A 13,333-nucleotide genomic window follows, 5' to 3' on the forward strand; every position below is an offset into this window, starting at 1 on the left:
GGGCTCAGGCGGTGGCGGGCGTGCGCGCGGCCACCGCGACCAGGTGGTCGGCGGCGGCGGGCGCGCCGCCGGCGGCGCGGAAGGACCGGGCGAGCGCCCGCGCGGCGTCGAGGTGGCCGGACGCGGGGTCGAGCACCGCGTCCAGGGCCGCGCCCAGCGCGGCGGCGGTGACCCGGCCGAAGCGCACCCGCACGCCCGCGCCCGCCGCGACGACCTGGGCCGCCACCACCGGCTGGTCGTCGCGGATGGGCGCGAGCACGAGCGGCACGCCGTGCCACAGGGACTCGCACACCGTGTTGTGCCCGGAGTGGCACACCACGGCGGCGCAGCGGGCCAGCAGGTCCCACTGCGGCACGTGCGGCAGCACCAGCGCGCCGGGCACGTCGCCCAGCACGCCGCCGGGGTCCGCCACGACGCCCTGCACGTGCGGTCGGGCGGCCAGCGCGGCCACCGCCTCGCGCAGGAACCGGGCGCCCGCGTCGACGTTGGCGGTGCCCAGGCTGACCAGCACCGCGCGGCGGTGCGGGTCGAGCCGGTCCCAGGGGAAGCCGACCGGCGGCCGGGACGTGACGGCCGGGCCGACCAGCCGCACGCCGGCGGGCAGGGGCACGTCCCCGACGAGGTCGCGGGTGGTGAACGCGACCACGCCGGCGGGCGGGTGGCGCGGGTCGTGCGCGGCGGCGGGGTCGCCGATCCGGCGGCGCAGGTCGGTGAGCAGGTCGGTGAGCCAGGCGGCGACCTTGGGCAGCCCGGCCAGCGGGTCGACCAGCTCGGCGGAGGTGCTGGCCGAGGTCGCGCACGGCACGCCGAGGCGTTCGGCGACCAGTGAGCCGGCGACCGCGTGCTGGTCGGCCACGACGAGGTCGGGCCGCTCCCGCTCGACCGCGGCGGCCACGTCGGGGGCCATGGCGTCGGCCAGCGGCACGAAGAAGTCCCGCCACAGGAACCGGAACGCGGCCGGGCCGGTCAGCTCCGGCGGCCGGTGCAGCAGGTCGGTGGGCGGCAGGGCGCAGTCGTGCACCCGCGCGCCCGGTCCGAGCAGCCGGCGCAGCAGCTCGGCGTGCCCGGCCCAGGCGACGTCGTGGCCGCGCGCGGTCAGCTCCGCCGCGACCGCCGCGAGCGGGTTGACGTGGCCGACCAGCGGGGGCACGACGAACAGGAAGCGGCTCACCGGGGCGCCACCGCCGGGGCGTGGTGGGCGCGCACCCAGTCCAGCAGCAGCTCGCGCGTCTCGTGCGGCCGTTCCACCAGCACCGAGTGGCCCTGGTCGGGCAGCACGACGGTGCGGCAGTCGGCGAGCGCGGCCTCCAGCCCCGGCGCCTGCTCGCACAGGCCGGACTCGTCGCCGAACACGGCCAGCAGCGGGCGGGTGAGCGCGCTCAGGTCGTCGTCGACCACCCGGCTGCGCGGCACGTCCTCGGCCAGGGTGGTGGTCTGGAGGATGCGGCTCGCGCCCCGGGACAGCTTCGCGGTGTGCGCGCCGTGGTTGGCCTCGATCCAGCCGATGACTTCCTCGCGCGCCAGGCGGTCCCGGGCGTCGGCGAGGCCGTCGGCCATGTGCCGGGTCCACGCGGCCACCGGCGGCTCGGACTCGATCATGGTGACGGTGGCGACCAGCCCGGGGTGCCAGGCGGCCAGGCCGGCCGCGACCGTGCCGCCGAAGGAGTTGCCGACCACGTGCGCGGGCCGGGTCTCGCCGAGGGCGTCGAGCAGGTGCGCGAGGTCGTCGACGAAGTGCTCCAGCCGGTAGCCGGTGGCCGGGCGGTCGCTGCGGCCGTGGCCGCGCAGGTCGTACATGACCACGTCCGCGCCGGCCGCCGCGACCTGCGGGCCGACGGTGAAGTAGTAGCTGGCCAGGCTGTCGGTGAGCAGGCCGTGCACGAACACCACCAGCGGCGCGGTCGGGTTGCCGCCGGCGGCGGGCAACCGCTGCACGTGCGTGGTGACGTCACCGGTGCGGAGCTTGGCCATCACGCGGCCCGCAGGGAGGCGACCACGTGGTCGACCAGCTCGCCGACGGTGAGGCCGATGATCTCGTCCAGCTCCAGGTCGGCGACGAACTCGGCGAAGTTGACCCGGTCGCCGTAGTGCTCGCGCAGCGACGCCGAGAGCGTCACCAGGTCGATGCTCTCCAGCTCCAGGTCGCCGTGGAAGGTGGAGTCGCGGGTGATGTCGGCGTCCGGCAGGCCGTGCTCCTCCAGCAGCTCGCGCAGCATCCCGGTGATGTCGGCGAGCACGGTGGTCGGGTCAGCGGTCGTGTCGGTGTTCATGATCCCTCTCCTGGTTGCTGCGCGGTCCACGCGACCACGTACTCCCGTGCGGGCAGGCCGGGCGGGTTGGCGGTGGTCCGCACCCGCACGACGTGCTCCCGGCCCCCGGCGGCGACGATCAGGTGGTCGTCGCCCTCGGCCACCACCCGACCCGGCGCGGCGACGAGCTTGGCGACCGCGGCGAGCGCGGCCTCGTGCCGGGCGATGGCTTCCCGTGCGCCGGCTTCCCGCGCACCGCCTTCCCGGACCTCGATGGCGCACGGGCCGCGCCGGGCGATGGCGACGCCGATCTCGGCGTGGTGGGCGAGGTCCACGTGGACGCCGGTCACGTCGCGCCCGTGCACGCCCCGCAGCCGCGGCCGGCCCCCGACGTCGTCGACCGCGACCTCGGCGGGGTAGACGTCGCCCTCGCCCTCGCGCCACAGCAGCGCGCGGGCGGCGTCCTTGGCGGCGATGCGGCCGAGCAGCCAGCCGCGCTTCGCGTTCGGCGGGCGGGTGTCGTAGGCGGTGCGCTCGACGCCGCCCAGGACGTTGCGCATGACCAGCTCGCGGGTGGCCAGGTCGGGCCAGCGCTCGTGCACCTCGGCCCAGCCCTCGTCGTGCAGGGTGGACAGGGTGTGCGCGCCGGGGAACCGGTCCACCGCGCGGATGTTGGGGTCGGTGTCGAAGCGGCGGTCGGTCCAGCCGGTGATCTCCACCCAGACCCGGTCGCCGAGGGAGAGCTGGACGTCGGCGGTGACCGCGGTGCCGGTGACGGCGGTGATCCGGACGTGGCAGTGCAGTTCGGCGTGCGCGGGGGGCGGCGGGCCGTGGAACGCGATGCGGTCGAAGCGGACCGGGAACACCGTGGTGCGGTCCGGCAGGACGGCCATCACCCAGTAGCCCAACAGCTGGCCGACGTTGTCCAGCAGCGCGCCGGGCGCGGGCAGGGCGGCCAGCGTGCCGCGCACGTGCCGCTCGCCGATCGCGGTCAGCCCGGTGACGCCCTGGAACAGGGGGCCGTGGAACATCCAGCGCTCGTCGTAGAGCTGGCGGGCGCGCAGGTCGGGCACGCGCTCGGGTTCGTCGGCGGGCCAGCGCGGCGGCGGTGGCGGGTAGTGGTCGGCGAGCGTGACGGTGGCCTGGGAGAAGCCGGTCAGGCCCACCTCGACCTCGGTGGGGGTGCGGCGGTGGACGGTGACCGGGATGTCCGCGGCGGGGGTGGCGGTGATCCACTTGAGCAGCCGCACGTCGTGCACGGCGGTGGCGCGGGCGCCGGGGGCGGCGTTCTCGGCGATGGACATCAGGTGCGCGACGACCGTGGTGGCGGGGACGACCGGCCAGCGGTCGGCGTCGTCGGGCCAGCCGGGGCGCTGGCGGAAGAAGCAGTGGTCGCGCAGGTACGGCATGTCCGCCAGGTCGATCCGCAGCACCCGCGGGGCGGTGACCGCAGGAGGGGCCGGGGCGGCGGTCCGGACCGCGGTGGCGGTGCGGGCGGTGAGCAGGTCGGCCGCCAGCCCGGCGGTGTCCCGCAGCAGGGCGGACAGCTCCGCGGCGATCGGGTCGCGGGTGAGGCCGGCGAGGGTGTCCGGGACGGCGGAGGGGGCGGTGGGCAGGGTGATCCGCTCGGTGGCGGGCAGGGTCACCAGCGGGTTCCCCAGCTCCAGGCGGGTCCGGGTGGTCCCGGTGGCGCGCGGCAGCAGGGGGCCGGCGTCGGCGGGGCGTCCGTGCGCCCACAGTGCGGTCACCACGCGCCGCAGCTGGGCCAGGCCGCCGTGCGCGGAGACCACCAGGTGCTCCTCGTCGGCGAGGGTGTCGCCGACCAGCGATCCGAGCTGTCCCGCGCCGAGCTGCACGAACGTGCGGAACCCGGCGGCGTGCAGGGCCCGCGTCAGGGGCCGGAAGCGGACCGGTTCGAGCAGGTGGCGGACGAACAGCCGGCGCACCGCGTCGGGGTCGTCCGGGAACGGGGCGGCGGTGGTGGCCGACCACACCGGCGTCGTCGGCCGGTGCAGGGCGTAGCGCTGGGCGGCGTCGCGGATCGGGGCGAGGTAGGGCGCGAGCATCGGCGTGTGGAACCCGGACCGGAACGGCAGCACGCGGCTGATCACCGCCTCCGCCCGGAACCGGCGCACCACCGCGTCGACCTCCGCCTCCGGGCCGCACACCATGGCCTGGTTGGGGGCGTTGTCGTGGGAGAGCACCACGTCCGGGTGGTCGGCGAGCGCGGCGGTGACGCGGTCGGCGGACGTGCCGACGACCGCGAACACCAGGCCGGGCACGCGCAGCGCCTGGGGGTCGAACGCGGCGAGGAAGGCGTCCACCTCGTCGGCGGCGTGGATGCCGCCCGCCGCCATCGCGGTCCACTCCCCCACGCTGTGCCCGGCGACCGCGTCGGGCACGACGCCGAGCCGCCGCAGCGCCGCGTCGAGCAGCCGGCCGACCTGGAACACGGCCGCGCCGTGCCGGCCGACGTCGCCGACGCGCACGTCGCCCTGGGTCCAGGGCAGCCCGAACCGGGCGGCGACGTCGGCGACCCGCGGTTCGAACTCGGCCTCCAGGCCGGGGAACAGGAACGCGGTGCGCCCGCCGAGCGGCGCGGGGCTGAACCACACGTCGCCGCGCCCGCGCCACGGCACGCCCCTGGCCACCGCCTTGCGCGCCAGGGCCAGCTTGCGCGGCGTCGGGTCGACGATCCCCAGCCGCACGGGTTCGCGCACGTCGGCGCGCTCGTCCAGGCCGGCGGGGTGGTCGGTGATCAGGTCCAGCAGGGCGGCGGGGGTCGCGGCGGCCAGCCGCAGCACCCTGGTCGGTTCGCGCACCACGACCGGGGTGGCGCGGGTGGCGGGTTCGCGCAGCACGACGTGGGCGTTGATGCCGCCGAACCCGAACGCGTTGACCCCCGCCCGGCGGGGCGCGCCGCTGTCCGGGCGCTCCCACGGCACGGCCCGCGCCAGCGGCGCGAAGCGGGTGTCGGCGAGCGCCGGGTGCGGGTCGTCGCAGTGCAGGGTGGGCGGCAGCACGCCGTGGTGCAGGGCGAGCGCGGCCTTGACCAGCCCCGCGACGCCCGCGGCGGGCATGGTGTGGCCGATCATCGACTTGACCGAGCCCAGGGCGGCGCGCGGTCCGGTCGCCGGGCCGAACACCTCGGCCAGCGTGCGCAGCTCGGCCCCGTCGCCCGCCGGGGTGCCGGTGCCGTGCGCCTCCAGCAGGCCGAGCGCGTCGGGGTCGCGCGGGTCGAGGCCCGCCGCCTCCCACGCCTGCCGCACGGCGCGCGCCTGACCGCCGGGGTCGGGGTTGAGCAGGCTCGCCGACCGGCCGTCGCTGGCCACGCCGGTGCCGTCGACCACCGCGTAGACCCGATCGCCGTCGCGCTCGGCGTCGGCCAGCCGCTTGAGCACGACCACGCCGGTGCCCTCGCCGATCAGCACGCCGTCCGCGTCGCGGTGGAACGGCCGGATGCGCCCGCTGCGCGACAGCGCGCCGAGCTGGCTGAACACGCTCCACAGCGTGATGTCGTGGCAGTGGTGCACGCCGCCCGCGAGGACGACGTCGCACCGGCCGCCGTCCAGCTCGCGCACCGCGTGGTCCACGGCCACCAGCGACGACGCGCACGCCGCGTCCACCGTGTAGGCGGGTCCGCGCAGGTCGAGCCGGTTGGCGACGCGGGAGGCGGCGAGGTTGGGCACCAGGCCGATGGCCGACTCGGGGGCCTCGGGCCCCAGCTGGTCGGCGAACGCGGCCCGCACCCGCTCCAGCCGGTCGTCGTCCAGCTCGGGCACGAGGTCGCGCAGCGTGCGCACGACCTGGTTGGCGGTGCGGACGCGCTGGTCCAGCCGCACCAGGCCCGGCGTGAGGTAGCCGCCGCGCCCGAGGATCACGCCGACGCGCCGCCGGTCCCCGGGCAGCACGGCGTCGCCGCCCGCGTCGGCCACCGCGTCCGCCGCCACCTGCAACGCGATCAGCTGGTCGGGTTCGGTGCCGGGCACGGACGCGGGCATCACGCCGAACCCGGCCGCGTCCACCGACGCCTCGACGAACCCGCCGCGCCGCGTGTAGACGCGATCGGCGCGGCGCTCGGCGGGGTCGTGGAACCGGGCGTCCCACCGGTCGGCGGGCACGTCGGTGATGGCGTCCACGCCGCCGGAGATGTTGCGCCAGAAGGCGTCCAGGTCGGCCGCGCCCGGGAACAGCACCGCCATGCCGACGATGGCGACCGGCGTCACCGGGGTCACCAGCCGGACGCGGAGCTGACGACGGCGTGCACGTCGGCCGGTCCCCAGGCCAGTTCGCGCAGCAGGCTGAGCGGCCCCTCCTCGGGGTCGATCAGCGCGACGCCGCGCGCGGCGTAGGAGCGGGCCAGCTCGGGCGAGACCATGCCGCCGCCCGCCCACGGTCCCCAGTGGACGGTCAGGCCACGCCGGCCGGGCCTGGACCAGCGGCGGCCCAGTTCCTCCAGCGCGTCGTTGGCGGCGGCGTAGTCGCACTGGCCCCGGTTGCCCAGGGCGGCGGCGATGCTGCCGAACAGCACCGCGTACCGGGGTCCGGCGGGCAGCGCGTCGACCGCGTCGAGCAGGGTGCGCGCACCGTCCACCTTGGTGCCGAACACGCGCCGGAACGACTCGACCGACTTGTCCGCCACCAGCTTGTCCTCGATCACGCCCGCCGCGTACACCACGGCGTCGAGCCGGCCGTGCTCGTCGTGCACCCGCTTCACGGTGGCGCGCACCGCTTCCGCGTCGAGCACGTCCACCGCGTGGTAGCGGGCGAGGTCGCCCAGGTCGGCCAGCGTGGTGCGGACCTCGCGCTCGACGAGGGTCGCGGACACCGCCCGCTCGACCTCGGCGGGCGAGGTCAGGCCGCGGGCGAGGAACGCGGCGCGCAGCCCGGCCCGGTCGGTCGCGGCGGCCAGGTCGGGTTCCTCCGGGCCGAGCGGCGCGGGGGTGCGGCCGAGCAGTTCCAGCCGGCAGCGGCCCGCCGCCGCGAGGGTGCGGGCGAACCGGGCGGTGATGCCGCGCGCGCCGCCGGCGAGCAGCACCACGGCGTCGCGGTCCAGCCCGGCGGCCTCGGCCTCCGCCGCGCCGTCGCCGGCGGGTCCGGCGCCCGCGGCGGCCACCGGCCCGAGGTCGGTCTCGGTCAGCCGCAGGCCGCGCCGCGTGCCGGGACCGGCGAGCACGACGGGTTCGTGGTCGGCGGCGGCGAGTTCGGCGAGCAGCGCGGCGGCCACGGCGTCCGGTCCGGCGTCGGCCGGGACCTCGACGAGCGTGGTGGCCAGGTCCGGGTACTCGCGGTCCAGGGTGCGGAAGAACCCGCGCAACCCGGTCACGGCGCCGACCTCGCGCCGGTCCACGGCGAGCAGGCCGCGCGGCCCGGCGGCGAGCAGGGACTGGATGTTCGGGAACTCCTCCGGCAGCAGCGACTCGCCGGCGTCGAGCGCGCCCAGGTGGATCACGAACGTGCCCGCGACCTCCAGGCCGATCTCGACGCCGGCGGCGATCAGCGCGGAGGTCACGGCCTCGTCCGGCGCGCCGACGACCACGACCCGGGTGCCGCGCGCGTCCGAGGTGGGCGCGGGGAGGTCGTGCTCCCGGAACACCAGCCGACGCGGGGCGACGACCAGCGGCGCGGCCACCGGTTCGGCGGCTCCCGGTTCGGCGGCTCCCGGTTCGGGTGCGGCGGACTCGGCGGGTCCGGGCGCTCCCCCGCGACGCTGCTCGATCAGGTCCGCGATGGCGGCGGCGGTGCGGGCGGCGCTGAGCGCCTCCAGGGCCTCACCCGCGCCCGCGTCGAGCCCGAGGCGGGTGGCGATCTCACCCGCGATCTCGGCGCGCTTGATCGAGTCGACGCTGAGGTCGGCCTCCAGGTCCAGGCCGGGTTCGACCATCTCCACCGGGTAGCCGGTGCGCTCGGCCACCACCTCGACCACGGTCCGCAGCACGTCCGCGGCGACCGGCGCCGGCGCCGCGGTCGGGACGGCGTCGACCACGGGCGCGGCGACCGCCCGCACCACCGCGGGCGCGACGGGCGGCGCCGCCACCGTGCCGACCGCCCCGGTCGCGCCGAAGTAGGTCATCAGCACGTCGCGCTGAGCGGCGATCATCTCGCGGCTGGTGCGCAGGAAGTCGGCGACCAGCGCGTCGGAGGACACGGGGGTGGCGGGGTGCTGGGACACGATCGGCTCCGTGATGCGTCGGGCGGGGCGCAGCGCGCCGGGCTGGATGGCGCCGTCCGCGCGCCGCACGAGGTGGCCGTCGACGGTCCACCCCGGCGACGCGGGCACGGCGGACGGGTCCGCGGCGTCCCGGCCGCGCACCAGCGGGCCGGTCCGCACGTCCACCCCGGCGACCGCGAGTCGCGCCAGGGCGGTGAGGAGACCGGGCAGGCCCTCGCCGAGGTGCACCACCCGGTGCGGGCGGTCGCCGAGCACGGCGGGTACCAGACCGCTGAGCACGCGACCGGGACCGACCTCGACGAACACGCGCACGCCGGCGTCGTGCATGGCCAGGACCTGCTCGGCGAAGCGGACGGGCGCGCCGATCTGCGCGGCCAGCCCGTCGCGCACGGCGTCGGCGGAGGCCGGGTAGGTCGCGGCGGTGCGGTTGGCCCACACCGGCAGGGACGGCGCGCGCAGCGGCATCGCGTCGAGCACCCGCCGGAACACCGCGCCCGCGCCCGCCACCAGCGGGCTGTGGAACGCGCACGCCACCGGCAGCGGTTTGGCCGGGTGCCCGGCGTCGCGCAGCGCCCGCACGGCGGCGGCGACGGCGTCGGTGGGCCCGGACACGACGGTCTGCTTCGGCGAGTTCCGGTTGGCCGCGACCACGGGCAGGTCGGCGGCGGCCAGCACGGCCTCGACCTCGTCGGCCGGGGCGGTCACGGCGGCCATCGCGCCGGGGTCGCCGTCGCGGACCTGCGCCAGGATCGCCTCGGCGCGGGCGGCGCTGGCGGCGAGCAGGTCGGCCGGGTCGAACACGCCGGCGGCGGCCAGCGCGACCAGTTCGCCGTAGCTGTGGCCGGCCACAGCGTCCGGCCGCACGCCGACCGACGCGAGCAGGTCGGTGGCGGCGAGTTCGACCACGCCGAGGGCGGGCTGCGCGACGGCCGTGTCGGTGATCCGGGCCCGCTGCGCGGCCTCGGCGGCCGGGTCGAACGCGGCGGGCGGGTAGAGCGCACCGGCCCACCGCGCGCCCAGCTCCAGGTACCGGTGCAGCTCGGGGAACGCCACGAGCAGGTCGGCCAGCATCCCCGGCCGCTGGCTGCCCTGGCCCGGGTAGAGGAACGCGACGGACCCGGTCCCGGCCACGTCGGCGGTGAACACGCCGTCCCCGGCGCCGCCGGAGACGGCGAGCCGCAACCGTTCCCGCAGCTGCGCCACGTCGCCGGCCACCACGGCGAGCCACACCCGGTCACCGCGCAGCGCGGCCACGTCGGCCCTGGTCGCCGCACCGCGGGCGAAGTCGCGCAACCGCGCCGCCGGCGTCGCCTCGACCTGTTCCAGCACCGCGGCGGCGGCACGCGCGGCGGCGGCCGGGTCGGTCCCCCGGAACAGGAACAGCTCCGCCGGCCACCGGTCCAGCGCGTGCGCGGCGGGCGCCTGGTCGTGGGCGCGCAGCACCACGTGGAAGTTCGTGCCGCCGAACCCGAACGCGCTGACCCCCGCGACCCGTTCGGCGGGTGGCGCGACCCACGGCCTGGCGGCGGTGTGGAAGGCGAACGGGCTGCGCTCCGGCTCCCACGCCGGGTTCGGCTCGCGCAGGTGCAGGGTCGGCGGGCGCACGCCGTGGTGCACGGCCAGCGCCGCCTTGATCAGCCCGGCGAGCCCCGCGGCGCACTTGGTGTGCCCGATCTGGGACTTCACCGAGCCCAGCGCGCACGCCCCCGCCTCCGCACCCGCCTCGGTGAACACCTCGGTGAGGGTGCGCAGCTCGGTCCGGTCGCCGACCACGGTGCCGGTGCCGTGCGCCTCGACCAGCCCGACCCGGGCGGGCGACACGCCGGCCATCCGGTAGGCCCGCTCCAGCGCGGCGCGCTGCCCCTCGGGACGCGGCGCGGTCAGGCCGAGCGCCCGGCCGTCGCTGGCGCTGCCGACGCCGTCGACCACCGCGTACACCCGGTCACCGTCGCGCAGTGCGTCGTCGAGGCGCTTGAGCACCACGCACGCCACGCCCTCGCCGAGCGCGATGCCGTCGGCCGACCGGTCGAAGGTGGCCGAGCGGCCGCTGGGCGAGAGGGCGTGCACGGACGAGAACAGCAGGTAGTCGTTGATGCCGTTGTGCAGGTCCGCGCCGCCGGCCACGACCAGGTCGCTGGTGCCGGCGACGAGTTCCTTGCAGGCCACGTCGACGGCGGTCAGCGACGACGCGCACGCCGCGTCCACGGTGTAGTTCGCGCCGCCGAGGTCGAGCCGGTTGGCCACGCGGCCCGCGATGACGTTGGCCAGCATGCCGGGGAACGAGTCCTCGGTGAGCCGGGGCAGCTGGGCGTCCAGCTCGGGCGGCAGGGCACCGGTGTAGGCGGGCAGCACGGTGCGCAGGGTGGTGGCGTTGGACAGGTCGCTGCCGGACTCCGCGCCGAACACGACGGACGTGCGGCGGTGGTCCGCGGCGGTGTGCGGGTAGCCCGCGTCCTCCAGCGCCCGGCGCGCGGTCTCCAGCGCGAGCAGCTGCACGGGTTCGATCGCGCCGAGGGACGCGGGCGGGATGCCGTAGGCCAGCGGGTCGAACGGGATGCGCGGCAGGAACCCGCCCCAGCGCGACGGGGTGCGCTCGCCGGTGCCGTCGGGGTCGTAGTACAGCTCCTGGTCCCACCGCTCGGCCGGGACCTCGGTGACGCTGTCCGCGCCGGAGAGCACGTTGGCCCAGAACGAGGCCAGGTCGGTCGCGCCGGGGAACACGCAGGCCATGCCGACGATCGCGACCCGCAGCGGCGCGGGTTCCGGTTCCGGCTCGGGGGCGACGAGGGCGGCGCGCAGCGCGGTGAGCCGCTCCGCGAGCCACTGGCCGGCCGCCGCGCCGACGGAGTCGTGCAGCCCGGCGATCGTGGTGACGGCGTCGCGCAGCACGCTGACGTCGCCGGCCATGAACATGCCCTCGGCGGCCTGGCGCTCCACCGGCACGGGCCGCAGGTCGTCGCCGACGCGCTCGACGCCCTTGCTGGCCACGCGCAGGCGGCCGACGTTGAAGCGCTCCAGGCGTTCCCACGCCTCGCGGTCGGGCACGCCGGCGGCGCGCAGGTCGTCGCGCAGCGCGGCGAAGTCCCCGGTGAAGCCGCTGCGCACGCACCGGGTGGCGTGGCCGGGCGCGGTCTCCAGCAGGTCGGTGCGGTCGGCGTCGACGACGTGCCGCTGGAACACGGGGCCGATCGCCCCGGTGCCCACGGCCTCCTCCGTGAACAGGTAGGCGGTGCCCATGAGCACACCGACACCCGCACCGGCGCGCGCCAGGGGCGTGGCGAGCGCGGCGACCATGGCGGCCGAGCGCTCGTCGTGCACGCCGCCCGCGAACAGGACGGTCAGCTCCCCGGCCTCGCCGCCGGCGGCGAGGTGGTCGAGCAGGACGTCCACCTGGGACTCCCACAGCGGGAAGCTGTGGCGGGGACCGACGTGGCCGCCGCACTCGGCTCCCTCGAAGACGAACTTCCGCGCGCCGGCGGCGAGGAACTGGCGCAGCAGGCCGGGCGAGGGCACGTGCAGGAACGCCGAGACGCCCGCGGCCTCCAGGTCGGCGGCCTGCGCGGGCCGCCCACCCGCGATGATCGCGTGGGTGGGCCGGACCTCCTTGACCACGGCGAGCTGGGCGGCGCGGACGTCCTCGGCGGCGAAGCCGAGCACGCCCACGCCCCACGGCCGGTCGCCGAGCTCGTCGCGGGTGCGGGTGAGCAGGTCGCGGGTCTGCCCGGGGCCGGACAGCGCCAGCGCCAGGAACGGCAGGCCGCCGCCGTCCGCGACGGCCGCGGCGAACCCCGGGCGGTCGCTGACGCGGGTCATGGGGCCCTGGACGACCGGCAGCGCCGTGCCGAGGTGCCGCGCGCCGGTGGAGCCGGGTCCGAGCACGCGCACGGCGGCGTCGTCGGCGATCGCGGCCAGCACCGCGTCCCGCACGCCGCGGATGGCCGCGCCGGCCGTGGGCCAGCGGCGGGCGAACGCGGAGGCGAGTGCCACGTCCTGGCCGACGGGCGGGAACTGGGTGCGCAGGTCGGGTCCCAGCCAGTGGGGTTCCCCCTGGCCCGCGATGTCGTCGGCGGGCAGTTCGGGCACGCCCGGACCGCGCCGCTTGAGCACCCGGTGGCCCTGGTGCAGCACGGTTTCCGAGCCGTCGAGGCCGTCCAGCGCGGCGGTCAGCTCCACCGGCAGCCCGGCGTCGGCGAACAGGGCGAGCTGGGTGTCCAGCACGACGCCCGACGCGCCGCCGGCGACGGCCGCGGCGGCGGTGTGCGGGCCGATGCCGCCGGCCGCCCACACGGGCACGTCGACCGCGGCCAGGACCTGTTGCAGCAGCACGAACGTGCTCAGCCCGCCGACCCGGCCGCCCGCCTCGCGACCGCGCACGACCAGGCCCGCCGCGCCGGAGTCGACGGCGGCGCGGGCCTCGGCGAGGTCGACGACCTCGACCAGCACCCGCCGGTCGGGGAAGTCGCGGGCGGTGCGCGCCGGGTCGGCCAGCAGCACGGTGTCCGCGGCGTCCGGCAGGTCCGGCACCGCGCAGCCGGGCCGGACCCGGACGCCGAACCGCCCGGTGGTCCACCGGGCGGTTCGGTCCAGCACGTCGGTCGCGGCGCGCAAGTCGCCCGCGGGCAGCTCCAGCACGCCGAGCGCGCCCGCACGGGCCGCGGCCGCGGTCAGCCGGGGCGCCGGGTGGTGGATCGGGTCGACCGCGACGACCAGCTCGGAGACATCCATCCGTTCCGCAACTCCCTATCGACACGAGCCGGCCGGCGATGACGTCGAGTAGTCAAGGGAGTGCGGTACGTCGCGTCAACGCCCCGAACCTTCGCTCATGGCGCGCGTTAACGTGAATGGACGCCGAACGGGTGCTTTCCCACGCGACGGCGCTCACCAGCCGGTTCACCGCGTGGATGCGAAAACA

The 13,333-nt window shown here is 77.5% G+C and carries 5 protein-coding genes; all 5 read right to left on the minus strand.

The genetic code is table 11. The features are described 5' to 3' along the window. Positions 1-4: 4 nt before the first annotated feature. Genes J2S66_RS15305 through J2S66_RS15325 form a run of 5 tightly spaced genes read right to left on the minus strand, consistent with a single transcriptional unit; the run spans position 5 to position 13,146 of the window. The gene (locus J2S66_RS15305) at positions 5-1,171 is read right to left on the minus strand and encodes a glycosyltransferase (RefSeq protein ID WP_310307721.1); all 1,167 of its coding nucleotides are present in this window, start codon (positions 1,169-1,171) and stop codon (positions 5-7) included. Then, positions 1,168-1,971, minus strand: a complete 804-nt coding sequence (locus tag J2S66_RS15310; RefSeq protein WP_310307722.1) for an alpha/beta fold hydrolase — start codon at positions 1,969-1,971, stop codon at positions 1,168-1,170. Before J2S66_RS15310 ends, J2S66_RS15305 begins: the two co-directional genes overlap by 4 nt. Beyond that, positions 1,971-2,270 (minus strand): acyl carrier protein, encoded by a 300-nt coding sequence (locus J2S66_RS15315; protein ID WP_306744746.1) that lies wholly within the window; start codon positions 2,268-2,270, stop codon positions 1,971-1,973. Before J2S66_RS15315 ends, J2S66_RS15310 begins: the two co-directional genes overlap by 1 nt. Then, on the minus strand, positions 2,267-6,484 hold the full coding sequence (locus tag J2S66_RS15320; protein ID WP_310307723.1) for a beta-ketoacyl synthase N-terminal-like domain-containing protein: 4,218 nt from the start codon (positions 6,482-6,484) through the stop codon (positions 2,267-2,269). The genes J2S66_RS15315 and J2S66_RS15320 overlap by 4 nt, the downstream gene beginning before the upstream one ends. Beyond that, a complete protein-coding gene (locus J2S66_RS15325; RefSeq protein WP_310307724.1) occupies positions 6,481-13,146 on the minus strand; it encodes an SDR family NAD(P)-dependent oxidoreductase in 6,666 nt (2,221 codons plus the stop codon). The genes J2S66_RS15320 and J2S66_RS15325 overlap by 4 nt, the downstream gene beginning before the upstream one ends. Positions 13,147-13,333 lie beyond the last annotated feature (187 nt).

Origin of the sequence: Saccharothrix longispora, assembly GCF_031455225.1 — a bacterium.
GTDB classification, from domain to species: Bacteria; Actinomycetota; Actinomycetes; order Mycobacteriales; family Pseudonocardiaceae; genus Actinosynnema; species Actinosynnema longispora.

Excerpts from the sequence above, each read along its gene's own strand:
- J2S66_RS15310 (WP_310307722.1), bottom strand. The coding sequence starts at position 1,971 with ATGGCCAAGCTCCGCACCGGTGACGTCACCACGCACGTGCAGCGGTTG.
- J2S66_RS15315 (WP_306744746.1), bottom strand. The coding sequence starts at position 2,270 with ATGAACACCGACACGACCGCTGACCCGACCACCGTGCTCGCCGACATC.
- J2S66_RS15325 (WP_310307724.1), bottom strand. The coding sequence starts at position 13,146 with ATGGATGTCTCCGAGCTGGTCGTCGCGGTCGACCCGATCCACCACCCG.